Source organism: Streptomyces sp. NA02950 (assembly GCF_013364155.1).
Lineage (GTDB): Bacteria > Actinomycetota > Actinomycetes > Streptomycetales > Streptomycetaceae > Streptomyces.
In genome coordinates this window covers 6899576-6916860 of sequence record NZ_CP054916.1, presented here as the reverse complement: position 1 = coordinate 6916860, position 17285 = coordinate 6899576, and the positions used below count along the sequence as shown (strand labels likewise).

Sequence of the window (17285 nt, the reverse complement as noted above, 5' to 3'; positions counted from 1 at the left end):
GACGAGAGTGTAATGGCTCTCCGCGAGCCATACTGGAGTGCAGAAAGACATGGTGCGGGGGGGGCAGATGGAGACGGTGTCGGACGCTCCGGAGAAAGTTGATTTCTTCATCAGCTATGCGGGGGTGGAGCGGGCCTGGGCCGAATGGGTGGCCTATCACCTCCAGCAACACGGATTCAGCATCGAGTTCGACCACTGGCACTGGCGGGCGGGTGACAACACCACCGTGCGGATGAGCGATGCCCTCACCCGTGCCGACCGGTTCCTCGCGCTGCTGTCGCCGTCGTACTTCGAGCGCCGCCGGTACACCTGGGACGAGTGGACCGCCGCCTACGACGACCGGGAGCGCGGACCGCGCGACTTCGTCCCGCTGCACGTGGCCGAGTTGGAGAAGAGCCGGATCCCCGCGTTGCTCCGGCCCATCAAGGCGGGGATCCTGCACGGCAAGGGCGAGGAAGAGGCACTGGCGGAGCTGCTGCGCGCGGTCGGAGGGCCGGAGGCGCCGGAGACCAGGCCGGGCTTCCCCGGGGCGGCGTCCGCCACCCCGGTGGTCCCGGAAGCGGCCGCGGACGTTCCGAGGCTGCCGGCTGCCCAGCCGAAGGCGTCACACGTCCCGCCGCGGCTTCCGCTGTTCACCGGGCGGGACGAAGTGCTGGACCACATCCGGACGACGTTCCGGTCCCGGTCGTCCGGTCAGGCGCTGCACGGCATGGGCGGCGTGGGCAAGACCCAGACGGCGCTGGAGTACTGCCACCGCTTCGCCTCGCAGTACGACACGGTGTGGTGGCTCGACGCCGAACAGACCGTCACCCTCGACAGCCAGCTCGCGGATCTGGCGCACGCCCTGAGGGTGGTGCCCACCACCATGCCGGTGGCGGACGCGGCGCAGAGCGCCCGTCAGTATCTGCGCACCCACGGCCGCTGGCTGCTCGTCTTCGACAACGCCGAGGACCCGGAGACGTTCCGGACTCTGCTGCCGGAGGGTGACGGCCATGTGCTGATCACCTCGCGCGACCCCGGCTGGCACAGTCTCGCGGCCCCGGTGGACCTGGGCCTCTTCGCGCGCGACGAGTCACGGGCCCTGCTGGCCGGATATGTGCCCGAGTTGCCGGAGGGCGAGGCGGACCGGCTCGCCGAGGCCCTGGGGGACCTGCCGCTGGCCCTCTCCCAGGCGGGCAGCCTGATGGCCACCTCGGGCCTCTCCGCCGAGACCTACCTCAACGACCTCGCGGCGACGAGCCGCCTCCTCGATCACCACACCGCCACCACCTACCAGCACACGTCGCTCGGCGCCGCGGTACGGATCTCCTGGGGCCATCTCGCCCGCATCCATCCCGTGGCCTCGGAACTCCTCCGCATCTGCGCCTTCCTGGCCCCGGAGCCGATCCCCCTGGACACCTGGATCACCAAGGAGGGCGTCAGGCTTCCTCCCCCGCTGGAGCCCCTCGCCGGGGATCCCGTGGCGGTGGCCGACACCATCGGCGCGATGGCCCGGCTGGGGCTGGTGCGTTTCCGGAAGGGCGGGTTGACGGTCCACCGGCTCACCGCCGCCATCCTGCGGAACGACTCCGCCGCCGACGCCCGTGCCCACGCCAAGGACCTCATCGTCAGCGTACGACCGGCCGATGACGGCAGGAGCCCGGTGAGCTGGCAGGAATGGGCCGGGCTGCTGCCCCATGTGCTGGCCCTGAGCGAGGCATGGACACACGACGAGGCCATGCGCCGGCTCTCCCTCCACGCGACGCAGTACCTGTTCTTCCGGGGCACCGGACCGGCCGCGCATGAAGCCGCCGAGACACTGCACCGGCGGTGGTCGGCCGAACTCGGCCCGGACCACCCGGACTCCGTGGCCGTCGGCACCCTGCTCTCCGGCGCCCTGAACTACCTGGGACGGTACCGGCAGGCTCTCCGTGTGATCGAGGACGTGGTCGAGCTCAGCCGGAACGCGCTCAGTGATGAGCATGAGCGGACCCTCGACGCCAGCGAGGCCCTGGCGATCACCCTGGGGAACCTGGGACGGTTCGAAGAGGCCAGGGCACTGATCACGGAGACCCTGCACGCATTTCGCCGCACCCTGGGAGACCATCACCCGAGGATCTTCGGCTCCGTCCAACTCCACGCGGGCGCCATCGGGTTCCTCGGCCGGCACAAGGAAGCACGCGTCATCCTTACCGAGATCGTCGACCGCAGCCGCGCCGCCCTGGGGGACGACCACCCCGACACGCTGTTCTGTGTCTGCTCCCTCGCCATGACCCTCAACCACCTCGAGAAGCACTCGCAGGCACAGGCCATGCTCCAGGACGTACTCGACCGCAGCCGCACCGTCCTCGGCGAGGACCACCCCATGACCCTGCACGCGAGCCAGTGTGTGGCCAGCACCATGAGCTATCTGGGCCACCACGTCCAGGCCCGGACACTGCTCCAGAGCACACTCGACCGCAGCCGCACCACGCTGGGCGCCGACCACGTCTCCACGCTCGTCGGCACCCAGCTGCTGGGCGCCACACTGCTCGCCCTCGGTCAGAACATGCAGGCCACGACCCTGCTCCAGGAGTCCTTCGACCGCAGCCGCGCCACCCTGGGCGACGACCACCCCAATACGCTCAACACCGCGGCCCTCCTCTCGGACGGCCTCGCCAGCCTCGGGCGGCGCAGGGACGCCCGCGCCCTGTCACGGGACACCTATGAGCGGTGCCACCGAACGCTCGGTGACGACCATCTGCTGACCAAGAACGCCACCAAGCTCATGGAGATGCTGAAGCGGCGGTCGCGCCGCTGACGCCTCAGCGCACCGGGTGCCCCGCCGCCCGCAGTGCGTCCTTCACCTGACTGATCCGCAGATCGCCAAAGTGGAAGACCGACGCGGCCAGTACCGCGTCCGCGCCCGCGGCCACGGCCGGAGGGAAGTGGGCGAGGGTGCCCGCGCCGCCGCTGGCGATGACCGGGATGGTGACGTGCTTGCGGACAGCTTCGATCATGGGGGTGTCGTAGCCGTCCTTGGTGCCGTCCGCGTCCATGGAGTTGAGCAGGATCTCCCCCGCGCCCAGCTCGGCGGCGCGGTGGGCCCATTCGACGGCGTCGATGCCGGTGCCCCGGCGGCCGCCGTGGGTGGTGACCTCGTAGCCGGACTCGGTGACCGTGGCCGGTTCCCCGTCGGCGGCGGGCGCGCAGCGGCGGGCGTCGACCGAGAGGACCAGGACCTGGCTGCCGAAGCGTTCGGCGATCTCGCGGATCAGCTCGGGGCGGGCGATCGCGGCCGTGTTGACGCCGACCTTGTCCGCACCGGCGCGCAGCAGCTTGTCGACGTCGTCCGTGGTGCGGACGCCGCCGCCCACCGTGAGCGGGATGAAGACCTGCTCGGCGGTGCGGCGGACGACGTCGTAGGTGGTTTCGCGGTTGCCGGAGGAGGCGGTGATGTCGAGGAAGGTCAGCTCATCCGCGCCCTCCTCGCCGTAGATCTTGGCCATCTCGACCGGATCGCCCGCGTCGCGCAGGTTCTGGAAGTTGACGCCCTTGACGACCCGGCCGTTGTCCACGTCCAGGCAGGGGATGACTCGGACCGCGAGGGTCATGGCTGTCGGGCTCCTCGGAATGCTTCCACTTCGACTTCCACCAGGACGCGCGAGTCCACGAAACCGGAGACCACGACGAGGGTCGCGGCCGGGCGCACGGCGTCGAAGAGCTCCTTGTGGGCGCGGCCCACCTCGTCCACGTCCCGGGCGTGGGTGATGTACATCCGGGTGCGGATCACGGATTCGGCGCCCAGGTCGAACTTCGACAGCGCGTCCAGGGCGTGGCGGAAGGCGGCGAGCGTCTGCTGGTACGGATCGCCCTCGCCCTCCAGCACGCCGCGCTCGGCCAGCGGCATCGTCCCGGCGACGACCACCAGGTCGCCGGCCTCGACGGCCCGGGCGAAGCCGATGGTCTCCTCCCAGGGACTGTGGGTCTGGATCCGTCGTGCGATCTCGGGTGAGGTCATGCGGATACCGCCTCCAACGCCTCTTCCAGGGTGAACGCCTTGGCGTAGAGCGCCTTCCCGACGATGGCACCCTCGACGCCTTCCGGTACCAGAGTCGCAAGGGCGCGCAGGTCGTCAAGGGAGGAAACGCCGCCGGAGGCGACGACCGGCCGGGGCGTGGCGGCGCACACATTGCGCAGCAGCTCCAGGTTGGGGCCCTGGAGGGTGCCGTCCTTGGCGATGTCGGTGACGACGTAACGGGCGCAGCCCTCGGAGTCCAGCCGGGCCAGGGTCTCGTAGAGATCGCCGCCGTCGCGGGTCCAGCCGCGGCCGCGCAGGGTGGTGCCGCGCACATCGAGGCCGACGGCGATGCGGTCGCCGTGCTCGGCGATGACCTTGGCGACCCACTCGGGGGTCTCCAGCGCGGCCGTGCCGAGGTTGACCCGGGTGCAGCCGGTGGCGAGGGCGGCGGCCAGCGAGGCGTCGTCGCGGATCCCGCCGGACAGTTCGACCTTCAGCTCCATGGCGCGGGCGACCTCGGCGATCTGCGCGCGGTTGTCGCCGGTGCCGAAGGCGGCGTCGAGATCCACCAGATGCAGCCACTCGGCGCCCGCCGCCTGCCAGGCGAGGGCGGCCTCCAGCGGGTCGCCGTACGACGTCTCGGAGCCGGACTCGCCGTGCACGAGGCGGACGGCCTGGCCGTCGCGGACGTCGACGGCGGGGAGGAGTTCGAGGCGGTGCGTTGGCATGCGGGGAACCTTACGGTGAGTGCTGGGCTGATGCGGGCCGGTCAGAGCGTGTCGAGCCAGTTGCGGAGCAGCCGCGCGCCGGCGTCGCCGGACTTCTCGGGGTGGAACTGGGTGGCCCACAACGGGCCGTTCTCCACGGCGGCGACGAACGGCTCGCCATGGGTGGTCCAGGCGACCTTGGGGACGGGCATGGCCGGGTTGGCCACCTCCAGCTCCCAGGTGCGCACCGCGTAGGAGTGGACGAAGTAGAAGCGCTCGTCCTCGTCCACACCGTCGAACAGCCGGGAGTCGGCGGGTGCCTTGACCGTGTTCCAGCCCATGTGGGGGACGACGGGGGCGCGCAGCGGCTCGACGGTGCCGGGCCACTCGTCCAGGCCCTCGGCCTCGACGCCGTGCTCGATACCGCGTCCGAAGAGGATCTGCATACCGACGCAGATCCCCATCACGGGGCGGCCGCCGGAGAGGCGGCGGCCCACGATCCAGTCGCCGCGGGCCTCGCGCAGCCCCTTCATGCAGGCGGCGAAGGCGCCGACGCCGGGGACCAGCAGCCCGTCGGCGGACATGGCCTTGTCGTAGTCACGGGTGATCTCGACTTCGGCGCCGACGTGGGCGAGGGCGCGCTCGGCGGAGCGGATGTTGCCGAAGCCGTAGTCGAACACGACAACCTTCGGGTTCGTGCTCAATTCCAGACCTCCAGCCGCATGATGCCCGCCACCAGGGCCATCGAGGCGCCCAGGCCGAGCAGCACGATCACGCCCTTGGGCAGCCCCTGCTTCACGAAGGAGACCACCCCGCCGAGCAGGAACAGCCCGAGCACGATGAACGCCGTGGCCGACCCGCTCACGGCATCGCTCCGTCCGCGCGTACGTCGCTCACAGCGCGCCCTTCGTCGAAGGAAGAATCCCGGCCGCGCGCGGATCGCGCTCACTGGCGTAGCGCAGCGCCCGCGCCAGGGCCTTGAACTGGCACTCCACGATGTGGTGGGCGTTGCGCCCGTACGGCACGTGGACGTGCAGGGCGATCTGCGCCTGCGCCACGAACGACTCCAGTATGTGCCGCGTCATCGTGGTGTCGTAGGTGCCGATCATCGGCGCGATGTTCTCCGGCTCGCTGTGCACCAGGTAGGGGCGGCCGGAGAGGTCGACGGTCACCTGGGCGAGCGACTCGTCCAGCGGCACCGTGCAGTTGCCGAAGCGGTAGATGCCCACCTTGTCGCCGAGCGCCTGCTTGAACGCGGCACCGAGCGCGAGGGCGGTGTCCTCGATGGTGTGGTGGGTGTCGATGTGCAGGTCGCCCTCGGTCTTGACCGTGAGGTCGAAGAGGCCGTGGCGGCCCAGCTGGTCGAGCATGTGGTCGTAGAAGCCCACACCGGTCGATACGTCGACCTGTCCGGTGCCGTCGAGGTCGATCTCGACGACGACCGAGGTCTCCTTGGTGGTGCGCTCCACGCGTCCAACGCGGGTCATGCGCTCTTCTCCTTCATCAGCTCGCGTACCGCGTCGAGGAACGCGTCGTTCTCGGTGGGGGTGCCCGCGGTGACCCGCAGCCATCCCGGTACGCCGTTGTCACGGACCAGAACACCCCGGTCCAGCAGGCCCTGCCATGCCGCGTGCGCGTCCTCGAAGCGGCCGAACTGCACGAAGTTGGCGTCCGAGTCGGTCACCTCGCAGCCGATGCTGCGCAGCTCGCCGACCAGCCGGTCGCGCTCGGCCTTGAGCGCCTCGACGTACCCCAGCAGCGTATCGGTGTGCTCCAGGGCGGCCAGCGCGGTGGCCTGGGTGACGGCGGACAGGTGGTACGGCAGCCGGACGAGCTGGACGGCGTCCACCACGGCCGGGTGCGCGGCGAGATAGCCCAGCCGCAGTCCGGCGGCGCCGAACGCCTTGGACATGGTCCGGGAGAGGACCAGCCGCGGGCGGTTCTCGATCAGCGGCAGCAGCGAGGGGTGGTGGCTGAACTCCCCGTACGCCTCGTCGACCACGACGAGCGCCCCGGCAGTGTCCGCCCCGGCGGCCTGCGCCGCCTCGTACAGCGCCAGCACCGTGGCCGCCTCGACGGCCGTCCCCGTGGGGTTGTTCGGGGAGGTGATGAACACGACGTTGGGCCGGAGCTCCGCGATGGCCGCGCGGGCCGCGTCGACATCGATGGTGAAATCCGCGTTCCGCGGGCCGGAGATCCAGCCGGTGCCGGTGGAGCGGGAGATCAGCGCGTGCATCGAGTACGAGGGCTCGAAGCCGATCGCGGTGCGCCCCGGGCCGCCGAAGGTCTGGAGCAGCTGCTGCAACACCTCGTTGGACCCGTTGGCCGCCCAGACGTTGGCCACGCCGACCTCGAGCCCGGCGGTGCGGGTGAGGTAGCGGGCCAGCTCGGTGCGGAGCTCGACCGCGTCCCGGTCCGGGTAGCGGTTGAGCTCGCGGGCCGCCTCGGCGACCCGCTCCGCGATCCGGGCCACCAGGGGCTCGGGCAGCGGATACGGATTCTCGTTGGTGTTCAGCCGCACGGGCACATCGAGCTGTGGAGCGCCGTACGGGGACTTGCCACGGAGCTCTTCCCGGATCGGAAGATCGTCAATGCCGGTCACTTGCTCGGTGGCACCTTCCAGTCGAACCTTGCCTTCACCGCGGCGCCGTGGGCGGGCAGGTCCTCCGCCTCGGCGAGCGTCACCACATGGCCCGCGACCTCGGCCAGCGCCTCCCGGCTGTAGTCCACCACATGGATACCGCGCAGGAAGGACTGCACGGACAGCCCGGAGGAGTGGCAGGCGCAGCCGCCGGTGGGCAGCACGTGGTTGGAGCCCGCGGCGTAGTCGCCGAGGGAGACGGGCGCGTACGCCCCGACGAAGACCGCCCCGGCGTTCCGCACCCGGGCGGCGACCGCCGCCGCGTCCTCGGTCTGGATCTCCAGGTGCTCGGCCGCGTACGCGTCCACCACGGCCAGGCCCTGGTCGACCCCGTCGACCAGCACGATGCCGGACTGGCGGCCGGAGAGCGCCGGGCGGATCCGGTCCTCGACATGTTTGGTGGCCGCGATCTGGACCTCGAGCTCCTTCTCGACCGCGGTGGCCAGCTCCTCGGAGTCGGTGACCAGCACCGACGCGGCCAGCGGATCGTGCTCGGCCTGGCTGATCAGGTCCGCGGCGACGTGCGCCGGGTCGGCGGTGGCGTCGGCGAGGATGGCGATCTCGGTGGGCCCGGCCTCGGCGTCGATGCCGATCCGGCCCTTGAGCAGGCGCTTGGCGGCGACGACCCAGATGTTGCCCGGACCGGTCACCATCGAGACCGGGCGGCACTCCTCGGTGCCGTAGGCGAACATGGCCACCGCCTGGGCGCCCCCGGCCGCGTAGACCTCGTCGACGCCCAGCAGGGCGCAGGCCGCCAGGATGGTGGGGTGCGGCAGCCCGCCGAACTCGCTCTGCGGCGGGGAGGTGACGGCCATCGAGCCGACCCCGGCCTCCTGCGCGGGCACCACGTTCATCACCACGGAGGAGGGGTAGACCGCGCGGCCGCCCGGGACGTACAGCCCGACCCGCTCGACCGGCACCCAGCGCTCGGTGACCGTGCCGCCGGGCACCACCTGCGTGGTGTGGTCGGTGCGCCGCTGCGCGCGGTGGACCCGCCGGGCCCGCCGGATGGACTCCTCCAGGGCGGCCCGCACGGCCGGGTCCAGCTCGGCGAGGGCGCGCTGAAGGGCCTCGGCGGGCACCCGCACCCGGTCGAGGGCGACGCCGTCGAACCGCAGCGCGTAGTCGATCAGCGCCGCGGTGCCGCGATGCCGTACGTCCTCGCAGATCGGCCGCACCTTCTCCAGGGCGGCCTCGACGTCGAGCTCGGCACGGGGCAGCAGGTCACGGTCGATGCCGCCCTCGGAGAGGGCGGCGCCGCGCAGATCGATACGAGAGATCACGCGATCAATTGTCTCAGACCCGAAACGGCCGCCCGCCCCCCGTATCAGTCAGTGATACACACCCCCTAAGTTGACCCTGACCGTTGGCGTTCAACCGGTTACTCAGCGGGAATGTGGTCCGTACGGGGATACGGAGAACAGGAGGGGACACGGCTGTGACCGAGCCGCACGATGGCGATCCGCCCCCGGGTCTGGACCTGACCACCGCCGAATGGGGCATGTGGCAGGCGTTCCGCAACGGCAGCACCCACGATCTGCGCACCTCCCACCCCCAGCGGAACGACCCCTCCGGCCCCTACGCCTGGGGCCCCGAGCGCAGTGTGCGCGCACGGGTGGTGGCGCTGCTGCTGCTGAACGGGCCGCCCGCCCAGCCGGGCCGGGTCGCGGCGCTCAAGCTCAACGGGGTGCACATCACCGGCACCCTGGACCTGGCCGGTGGGGTCATCACCCCGTACGTCGAGCTGAAGAACTGCCGCTTCGAGCGGGAGGTGCTGCTCCCCGAGTCGCATTTCGCCACCCTGCGCCTGGTGGGCTGCGCACTCCCCCGGCTGGAGGGGGCCCGGCTGCGCACCGAGGGCGATCTGCATCTGCCGCGGTGTGTCGTGGAGCACGGCATCCGGCTCACCGACGCCCATATCGGCACGGATTTACTGCTCAACCAGCTCATAGTGCGCCGGGACCGCCGGGGCATGTCGATCAGCGCCGACGGGCTGACCGTCGCCCAGGACTTCCAGGCCGACATGATCGAGTCGTACGGCGAGCTGAGTCTGCGCGGTGCGCAGGTGGGCGTGTCGCTCAGTCTGCGCGGTTCCCGGCTGCGCAATCCCTACGGGCGGCGGGCGCTGAACGCACCGCAGCTGACCGTCGAGCGCAGTCTGTATCTGACCGGGGGCGGGATGAGCGCCTTCTCGGGCAGCTCCACCCCGGCCTACGGCACCACCGACACCCCGACGCGCGGAACCCGGATCCAGCGCTTCGAATGCGAGGGCGGCATACGCCTGGACGACGGGCGGATCGGTGACGCCATCGACTTCGACCAGGCCCGCTTCATCATGGAGAACGACCAGGAGCTGTCGCTGCGCCGGGTCCAGACGCCCGAGCTGCGCTTCGTCGGGGAGCGGCCGCAGCGGGGCCGGGTGATCCTCTCCGGCGCCCGGGTGGTCAACCTGGTCGACAAATCGGTGAGCTGGCCGGGGCCCGGCGGGCTGACCATGGCGGGCTTCTCCTACGAGTGCCTGATCCCGCGCGGCCACTTCCCGCTGACCCGGCGGCTGGAGTGGGTGGCCGCCGCGACCCCGGAGTACGCGCCCGAGCCGTACGAGATGCTGGCCAACTCGATGCGGGCCAGCGGTGAGGACGCGGACGCGCGCGAGGTGCTGCTCGCCAAGCAGCGCCGCCGCCGGGAAACGCTGCCGCTGGCCGGGAAGATGTGGGGCTATCTCCAGGACTGGACGGTGGCCTACGGCTACCGCCCAGGCCGGGCCGCGGTGTGGATGGCGGTGCTGTGGGCGGTGGGTTCGGTGTTCTTCGCCCACAACCGCCCCGAGGCGCTGAAACCGGACGAGTCCCCGCACTGGAACGCCTCGCTGTACACGCTCGACCTGCTGATCCCGGTGGTCGATCTGGGCCAGGACGGCTACTGGAAACCCGGCGGAGCGGTGCAGTGGGCGGCCATCGTGATGATCCTGCTGGGGTGGGTACTGGCGACCACGGTCGCCGCGGGCGCCTCCCGGCTGCTGCGCCGCCAGTGATGCACGACGCGCGGGGCCATTAGGCTTACGCCCCGTGACCTCCGCGCGCCTTCCGCTCTTCCCGCTGAACACGGTGCTGTTCCCGGGTCTCGTCATGCCCCTGAACGTCTTCGAGGAGCGGTACCGCTCCCTGATGCGCGATCTGTCGGCGCTTCCGGAGGACGCGCCGCGCCGGTTCGGGGTGGTCGCGATCCGGGACGGCCATGAGGTCGCCCCCAGCGCGATCGGGCTCCCGGAGGCCGTCACGCTGCCCGACCGCGGCCCCGCGGCGGGCTTCGGCCCGGATCCGGTGAAGTCGTTCTACTCGGTCGGCTGTGTCGCGGACGCGGCCACCATCCGGGAGCAGGAGGACGGCACCTTCGAGGTGCTGGCCACCGGCACCACCCGGTTCGAACTGCTCTCGGTGGACTCCTCGGGCCCGTATCTGACCGCCGAGGTCAAGGAGCTGGAGGAGACGCAGGGCGACGGCGCCGGGGCGCTGGCCTCCGGGGTGGTACGGGCGTTCCGCACCTATCAGAAGCGGCTCGCGGGGGCGCGGGAACGCACCCTGACCGCCGAACAGGACCTGCCCGGCGAGCCGTCCGTCCTCTCCTACCTGGTCGCGGCGGCCGCCGTGCTCGACACCCCGGCCAAGCAGCGGCTGCTCCAGGCGCCGGACACGGCCCGCCGACTGGCCGAGGAGCTGAAACTCCTTCGCGCCGAGAGCGCGGTCATCGGTAAGCTCCCGTCGCTTCCCGCCGTCGATCTGACCCGCCGGCCGACCAGCCCCAACTGACGCACAAGGACATGGCCAAGAAATCCAGGAAGAACTCCGCCGGTACCCCGGCCACCACCGCCCTCACCGCGGCGGGCACGCCCTTCACCCTGCACTCCTACACCCATGACCCGGCGGCGCCGTCGTACGGGGAGGAGGCCGCGCAGGCGCTGGGGGTGGAACCGGGCCGGGTGTTCAAGACCCTCATCGCCAGCGTGGACGACCGGCTGACCGTGGCGATCGTCCCGGTCTCCGCCTCGCTGGACCTCAAGGCCCTCGCGGCGGCGGTGGGCGGCAAGCGCGCCACGATGGCGGATCCGGCGGCGGCGGAGCGCACCACGGGCTATGTCCGCGGCGGTATCTCCCCGCTCGGTCAGCGCAAACGGCTGCCCACGGCCCTGGACGCCTCGGCGGCCGGGCACAAGACGGTGTGTGTCTCGGCGGGCCGCCGCGGTCTCGAGGTGGAGCTGTCCCCCACGGATCTGGCGGCGCTCACCGAGGCCGTGGTGGCCCCGATCGCGCGTCACGAGGGGTAGCGAAGAACCGGATCGGGCCGGATCAGGCGGGGCTGAGGCCCGAGTTCGGCAGCGGGGGCTCCGGGTCACGCGGGCCGAACACTCCGGTCAGCGCCAGATGCACCACCATCGCCGCGACCGACCAGGACAGCAGGGCGCCCTTGGCGCGCAGTTTCAGCGGCCCGTCGAAGGCGACGCCCTTGCCGACCTCCTTGGCGTGGGCCGCGATGTCCGCGCTGGGGCCCAGCCAGACGCCCAGCCGCCAGGCGATCACCGAGGCGAGCACCCCGCCGATGGCCAGTCCGATGACCAGCGCGATCCCGCCCTGCCGGAAGAACAGGAACACCACGAGCGCCGTCACGGCCCCGAAGGCCAGGGCGAGCAGCACGAACGTCCCGTCCGCGCCGATGGCGTCCTCCGCCTCGGAGTTCTTCAGATAGACGGCGCCGTCCCCGGCCCAGACCAGTGGCACCCGCGGCGCCAGCCACAGCCACAGCAGCCCCAGCAGCACCCCCGACACCGCCACCGCGATGGCCACCAGCGACGCCTGCACCAGCTCCGCCCGCAGCTCGGGCCCCGGCTCGGAGTACTCGCCGTGCTCGGTGTATCCAGCGTGTTCGGGGTGCTCGGGGTGCTCGGGGTGCTCGGGGTGAGGGTGCTGAGGCGCCTCGCCGGAGGGATACGACTCGGCCCGCCCCTCGGTGGGCTCGTCCTGCGGCGAAGGCTTGTCTTGTGGCGTCAACGGTGCGGTCACCCCGTCATCGTGCCAGGTGGACGGCGTACTTCGGTCAGCGGGAGGTCCGCTGCGGCGCGTCACCGCACGGCCGCCCGCCGGTAGGCCCAGGTCGCGGCGGCGAGTGACACCACGGCCACCCCGGCACACACCCCGAGGTCGGCACAGACCGCTGGCCAGTCGGGCTGCCCGTCGAAGGACCGCGCCAGGGCCTCCACACCGTACGTCGACGGCAGCAGATCACGCGTGTACGACACTACCTCCGGCATCCGCTCGGCGGGCAGAACCCCCAGCAGCAGCGCCGCCGACATCCCCAACTGGCCGCAGAGGGTGGCCAGTTCCTGACGCGGGGCGAGCAGTCCGAGGGCCGCGCCGAGTCCGGCGAGGGCGGCACCGGAGAGCGGGATCACCGCGGCGAGGATCCACAGATGTCCCATCGGCAGCTGGAAGAGCGCACTGCCCACGACGGCGGTGACGGCCGTCCCGGGCACGGTGAAGGAGGCGTACGCTGCGGCCGCGCCGAGCACCACCGCGGACGGCGGCACCGGCAGGGTGGCGTAGTGGTCGAGTCCGCCGCTCGCCCGCAGCTGACCGAAGTACTGGGCCAGCAGATTGAGCGCCACGAACGCCACGACCAGCACGCTCGACCCGGCGACCACGGAGCGGGCCTCCGCACCGCCGTCCACCACCCCGCGCATCAGGACCATGATCCCGACGGACTGGAAGGTGGCCACGAACAGCAGCGGGATCCGGGCCACCCGGGCCCGGCTCAGCTGGGCCCGGTAGACCGCGACGAGGGCCGGGAGCAGCCGTGCGCCGGCCGCCAGCGGGGCGGGCACGTCTTCGGCGGCACCGGCCTCACCGGCCGGCCCGGCGGCCTTCGCCGGGGAGCTTCCCCCGGTGATGCCGGACGGCATGGCCTGCGCGGGCACGACACTCACGTTGTGCTGCTCCTCTTCGCCGGTGACGGCTTCGGTCGCTTCACGGACTTCACTACGGACACGGTCACGCCTGCGTTCACGCCTTCACCAGTCCCTGCGTCCCCTCCGCACGGCCGCCCAGCGCGAGGTACACATCCTCCAGGCTGGGTGTGGCGAGAGTGAAATCGTCCAGCGCGGCGAAGGCGGGCCCGCCGGTCACGGTGGCGATGGCGGCGCGCGCCTCGTCCGGCGCGAGCCGCAGCGTCCAGCGGCGCCCCGAGGCGGTGTGGGCGGTGTCCCGCAGCCGGGCGATCCCGGGGACGTCCAGCGGTGGCTCGGTGCGCCACACCAGCTCCACCCGCACCTCGTCGGCGACCATCGCCTTCAGCCCGGCGGGGGTGTCGCAGGCGATCACCCGGCCGCGGTCCAGCACGGCGACCCGGTCGAGCACGGTCTCGGCCTCGATGACGTTGTGGGTGACGAGCAGTACCGTCACCCCGTGTTCGGCCCGCCGCCGGTCCACGGCGGCCCACACCGCCCGCCGGGCGACCGGGTCCATCCCGGTGGTGGGCTCGTCCAGCACCAGCAGCGGCCGCTCGCCGACCAGCGCGGCGGCGACGCACGCCAGCCGGCGCTGGCCGCCGGAGAGCTTCTTCAGCGGCCGTCCGGACAGCTCGCCGAGCCCCAGCTCCTCGATCACCGCGTCCCGCTCGGCCCGGGCCGCGCGGGCGTCCAGGCCGCGCAGCCGGGCCGTGGTCTCGGTGGCCAGGGCGACGGTCAGCTCGTCCAGCGCGGTCGAGTCCTGGCCCAGGTAGCCCAGCAGCCGGGCGGCGCGCTCGGGGTGGCGGACGAGATCGTGGCCGAGCACCCGGACGGTGCCCTCGTCGGGCCGCAGCAGTCCGGTGAGCTGGCGGACCAGGGTGGACTTCCCGGCGCCGTTGGGTCCGAGCAGCCCGAAGACCTCACCGCGCGCCACGTCGAGGTCGATGCCGTCGCTCGCCCTTACGGCGGGGGTGGCGGGCGCGCCGCGGCGGGCGCGCGTGGCGGGATAGGTCTTGACCAGGCCGCGCACGGTGCACACCACATCGCCACCCGTCGCCTGTTTCGCGCCCGTCCTCACGAGCTATGAGGGTACGCGCCCATACACCCGCTCCTGCCCCCGGGTCCCTCGCCGGACGGTCCGGACGGCCCACGGCCCCGGGCCCGGCCCGGCCCGGCGATCAGAGGGTGATGGTGACCGAGGGCGGCGAGGAGGTGTCCGTGCCGCCGGGGGTGGTGACGAGGACGTCGAAGGTACCCGGCGCCAGGGAGGGAACGACGGCGAGGACCTCGGTCGCGGAGACGTTGCTGAAGAGGGCGGGGGTCTGGGTGACCCCGTCGTCGAAGACCACCGAGGTGGTGTCGGCCAGACAGGTGCCGGTGACGGTGACGTTCTGGCCCGGCACCTGGGTCGCGGGGGTGGCCGAGACCGCGTCGGGGACGTCGTAGTACGTGTACTGGCTGCGGTCCGACGAGGCGCTGGTGCCGCCCGGCGAGACGACGGTGACCCCCACGGTGTCGGTACAGCCGGTGATGGGGGTGGTGTGGGCGGGGGTGGTGACGGTGAGCGCGGTGTCCGTCGGCGGCGGGAAGGTGCCGGTGGCGGCGCCCACGGAGCCGAAGGTGGCCCCGGTCGCGGTCAGGAAACCCTCGCCGATCAGGGTGACCGTGGTGGCCCCGGCCGGTCCGGCACCGCTGCTCAGGTCGGTGACGACCGGCGCGGGCACGAGGAAGAACGGCAACGCGTTGCTGGTGGAGTCCCCCGCGGTCACGCTGACCGCATGCTGCCCCGCGCACAGGGCCGGGACGGTGACCGTGACCGTGCCGGGTGCCACGCTCGCCGGGGTGAGAGCCGCGCGGCCGACATTCACCCGGGTGGTGCCCCCGAGGCCGGATCCGGTGAGGGTGAGGGTGTCCCCGGCCTTGCCCCGGTCGGTGCCGGTGGCCGCGTCGACCAGTGAGGTGAGAATCCCCGCCATGACCGTCCTCCGTGGTATGCCCGCTCGGCCACCGCACCGGGCCGCCCGGTGAGGCCGATTAAAGCAATCGGGTGACGGCGGCGGCAGGCGCACGGGAGGCGTGCGGGGAGGGGACGGAAGGCCGGGGCGCGGACGGTCGCCCGCACCGGGCTATTCGGGCGCCGGGGTGTGCTCCGCCGCGGTACGGACGTCGATCTCGCGCCAGAAACCGGCCCGGATCGCATAGCGGTCGTGCTCGTCGATCTGGTCGTCCTTGTGGGCGAGCAGACCGAAGCGCGCGGCGTACCGCAGCAGTTCGCCGTCGATGCGGTGCGGGATGCGCGGGTACTCGGTGGAGAGCTGCGGGAGGTGGCCGGGATCGGAGAGCCGCTCGATCCAGCGGCGGGCGAAGACCTGCCCGACCTCGAAGGGGTCGCCGCTGACGGTGGTGATGTCCTCCTCGCGGTCGGCCCAGCGCTGCTCGGCGCTGGTGAGCTGGGCCAGCATCGGGAGGCTGGCGGTCTCCGGCGGCTCGCCCACCCCGGTGCCGGGGCCGCGGTCGACCCATCCCTTGTCGGAGGACCAGCGCAGGGTGGCGCTGGGGACGGGGTGCTGCGCCGCGGGGCCGCCGTGGGCCCGGCCCAGCCCCGCGAGGTCCTTGGGGGTGGGCACCCCTGCCTTGGTGCCGGCCGCGGCGCCCGCCGCCGCGTCGGCGGCCGTCCCGGGCTCGGCGGGGTCCGCGCTCCCGGTGCCGTCGGCCGCGCCGCGGCCGACGACGCCCGCACCGGGATGGGCGGTGCCGTTGCGGCCGGCGGTCGCGCCGTCGGTGCCGGACCCGGCCGCGGCGGCAGCGGCGGCCGCGGCCGCCGTCTCGGGCAGCGGGGCGGACAGGATGGCGGCGATCTCCGGGCGCGGCGCGGCGGTGGGGGCGCAGGGGCCGGGTGGTTCCTTGGCGCGGACCGCCCCGGTGATCCAGGCGCGGTCCAGCACCCGCCGCTCATCGGCCTCGGCGACCAGGTCCTCGGACTGGTTGTAGTCGCCGTCCGCGGCCTGGACGGCCCACAGATGGACGGCGACGCCGTGCTCCTTGGCCGACATCAGCCCGGGCAGCAGATCGCCGTCCCCGGTGACCAGCACGATGTCGGAGCAGGCGCGATTGCGGGCGAGTTCGGTGAGTTCGGCGTGCATGGCGGCGTCCACCCCCTTCTGTGCCCAGCGGCCGTCGCTGCGGGTCAGGGCGCCGAGCCGGACGGTCACCCGGGGCATCACGCGCAGCCGTCGGTGCTCGGGCTGCGGTACGCGGTCGGGGGCGCCGTCGAACCAGTAGATGCGCAGCAGGGGGCGCTCGGTCTCGGCCTCGGCGCGCTCCCGCAGGCCCTGGATGAGGGTCGCGTGGTCGACGGAGATACGGGACCGGGCGGGTTCCCCGGCCAGCAGGCTCGCGGCGGCGCCCAGCAGATAGCCGGCGTCCACCAGGACGACGCAGCGGTCCACGTTCCACCCTCTTTCAGACAGTCCAGTCCTCGGTCGCCCCCGTACACAGCCGTACCCCGGAATTTCTCTTGGCTTTCTCTCGAGTCTGCCCGACCGTACGAGGGTTATCAGTCCGAACTGGATCACCGGCGTGGCGGATACGGCCTACCCGCGAAGACCCCCCTTCTCACTCACGGTAATTGCCCGAAATGCACGGGACACTGAGCCATGTCACTGTTCTTCCCGGAGGGCTTCCTCTCCGGAGGGCCTTCACCGGGGGGCTGATCCCAACTGGAGGCACACCACCATGGGCAAGAACAAGAACCGCGATCGCAAGCAGCCGCAGGCGCAGCAGAACCGCGGCATGGCCGACCGCCCCGCCGACCAGAGCCAGCCGTCCTCACCGGAGGGGCAGTCGCAGGCGATGCGACCGGAGGGCGCCCCGGCGGCGGCCCGCAAGGACCGGCAGAAGAGTTTCGGCCACAACTGACCACCGCTTGTGAGCGGTTGAGGGGCGCGCCCGGTCCGGGCG

The 17285-nt window shown here is 72.2% G+C and carries 18 protein-coding genes; 5 read left to right on the top strand and 13 right to left on the bottom strand.

Features of this window, described 5'->3' with window-relative positions; all coding sequences use genetic code 11:
• The first annotated feature begins 67 nt into the window (after nt 1-67).
• Nucleotides 68-2779 (top strand): FxSxx-COOH system tetratricopeptide repeat protein, encoded by a 2712-nt coding sequence (gene fxsT / locus HUT19_RS30395; protein WP_217712292.1) that lies wholly within the window; start codon nt 68-70, stop codon nt 2777-2779.
• Nucleotides 2780-2783: 4 nt separating this feature from the next.
• Here the strand turns inward: fxsT and hisF are convergent, their stop codons facing one another.
• Genes hisF through hisD form a run of 8 tightly spaced genes read right to left on the bottom strand, consistent with a single transcriptional unit; the run spans nt 2784 to nt 8610 of the window.
• A complete protein-coding gene (gene hisF / locus HUT19_RS30390; protein WP_176183509.1) occupies nt 2784-3572 on the bottom strand; it encodes an imidazole glycerol phosphate synthase subunit HisF in 789 nt (262 codons plus the stop codon).
• Complete coding sequence (locus tag HUT19_RS30385; protein WP_176183508.1) at nt 3569-3979, bottom strand: Rid family hydrolase; 411 nt, start codon at nt 3977-3979, stop codon at nt 3569-3571. The genes hisF and HUT19_RS30385 overlap by 4 nt, the downstream gene beginning before the upstream one ends.
• The gene (gene priA, locus HUT19_RS30380; protein ID WP_176183507.1) at nt 3976-4707 is read right to left on the bottom strand and encodes a bifunctional 1-(5-phosphoribosyl)-5-((5-phosphoribosylamino)methylideneamino)imidazole-4-carboxamide isomerase/phosphoribosylanthranilate isomerase PriA; all 732 of its coding nucleotides are present in this window, start codon (nt 4705-4707) and stop codon (nt 3976-3978) included. The genes HUT19_RS30385 and priA overlap by 4 nt, the downstream gene beginning before the upstream one ends.
• A gap of 41 nt (nt 4708-4748) precedes the next feature.
• Nucleotides 4749-5390: an imidazole glycerol phosphate synthase subunit HisH gene (gene hisH, locus HUT19_RS30375; RefSeq protein ID WP_176183506.1), complete on the bottom strand. Its 642-nt coding sequence runs from the start codon at nt 5388-5390 to the stop codon at nt 4749-4751.
• Entirely contained in the window at nt 5387-5551 is a 165-nt protein-coding gene (locus tag HUT19_RS30370; RefSeq protein ID WP_176183505.1) for a hypothetical protein, read from the bottom strand. The genes hisH and HUT19_RS30370 overlap by 4 nt, the downstream gene beginning before the upstream one ends.
• A gap of 28 nt (nt 5552-5579) precedes the next feature.
• The gene (gene hisB / locus HUT19_RS30365) at nt 5580-6173 is read right to left on the bottom strand and encodes an imidazoleglycerol-phosphate dehydratase HisB (protein WP_030831739.1); all 594 of its coding nucleotides are present in this window, start codon (nt 6171-6173) and stop codon (nt 5580-5582) included.
• Nucleotides 6170-7288, bottom strand: coding sequence for a histidinol-phosphate transaminase (locus tag HUT19_RS30360; RefSeq protein ID WP_176183504.1), 1119 nt, complete (start codon nt 7286-7288; stop codon nt 6170-6172). The genes hisB and HUT19_RS30360 overlap by 4 nt, the downstream gene beginning before the upstream one ends.
• Nucleotides 7285-8610 (bottom strand): histidinol dehydrogenase, encoded by a 1326-nt coding sequence (gene hisD, locus HUT19_RS30355; protein ID WP_176183503.1) that lies wholly within the window; start codon nt 8608-8610, stop codon nt 7285-7287. Before hisD ends, HUT19_RS30360 begins: the two co-directional genes overlap by 4 nt.
• Nucleotides 8611-8765: 155 nt before the next feature.
• Between hisD and HUT19_RS30350 the strand changes: the two genes are divergently transcribed.
• From HUT19_RS30350 to ybaK, 3 genes are read left to right on the top strand one after another with little or no spacing between them, the layout of a single operon-like run.
• Complete coding sequence (locus tag HUT19_RS30350) at nt 8766-10361, top strand: oxidoreductase (protein WP_176183502.1); 1596 nt, start codon at nt 8766-8768, stop codon at nt 10359-10361.
• 34 nt (nt 10362-10395) lie between these two features.
• Complete coding sequence (locus tag HUT19_RS30345) at nt 10396-11136, top strand: LON peptidase substrate-binding domain-containing protein (RefSeq protein ID WP_176183501.1); 741 nt, start codon at nt 10396-10398, stop codon at nt 11134-11136.
• A gap of 11 nt (nt 11137-11147) precedes the next feature.
• Complete coding sequence (gene ybaK, locus HUT19_RS30340) at nt 11148-11651, top strand: Cys-tRNA(Pro) deacylase (RefSeq protein WP_176183500.1); 504 nt, start codon at nt 11148-11150, stop codon at nt 11649-11651.
• A 22-nt stretch (nt 11652-11673) separates the two neighbouring features.
• Here the strand turns inward: ybaK and HUT19_RS30335 are convergent, their stop codons facing one another.
• From HUT19_RS30335 to HUT19_RS30315, 5 genes are all read right to left on the bottom strand, one after another.
• The gene (locus HUT19_RS30335) at nt 11674-12384 is read right to left on the bottom strand and encodes an ABC transporter permease (RefSeq protein WP_176183499.1); all 711 of its coding nucleotides are present in this window, start codon (nt 12382-12384) and stop codon (nt 11674-11676) included.
• A gap of 59 nt (nt 12385-12443) precedes the next feature.
• Nucleotides 12444-13304: an ABC transporter permease gene (locus tag HUT19_RS30330; protein WP_176183498.1), complete on the bottom strand. Its 861-nt coding sequence runs from the start codon at nt 13302-13304 to the stop codon at nt 12444-12446.
• A gap of 76 nt (nt 13305-13380) precedes the next feature.
• Complete coding sequence (locus tag HUT19_RS30325) at nt 13381-14403, bottom strand: ABC transporter ATP-binding protein (protein ID WP_176183497.1); 1023 nt, start codon at nt 14401-14403, stop codon at nt 13381-13383.
• Between the two features lie 100 nt (nt 14404-14503).
• Complete coding sequence (locus HUT19_RS30320; RefSeq protein WP_176183496.1) at nt 14504-15301, bottom strand: IPT/TIG domain-containing protein; 798 nt, start codon at nt 15299-15301, stop codon at nt 14504-14506.
• A gap of 150 nt (nt 15302-15451) precedes the next feature.
• The gene (locus HUT19_RS30315) at nt 15452-16774 is read right to left on the bottom strand and encodes an NYN domain-containing protein (RefSeq protein ID WP_176183495.1); all 1323 of its coding nucleotides are present in this window, start codon (nt 16772-16774) and stop codon (nt 15452-15454) included.
• Nucleotides 16775-17060: 286 nt separating this feature from the next.
• On the opposite strand from HUT19_RS30315, the gene HUT19_RS30310 reads away from it, so the two are divergent.
• Complete coding sequence (locus HUT19_RS30310) at nt 17061-17243, top strand: hypothetical protein (protein ID WP_176183494.1); 183 nt, start codon at nt 17061-17063, stop codon at nt 17241-17243.
• Nucleotides 17244-17285: the final 42 nt, after the last annotated feature.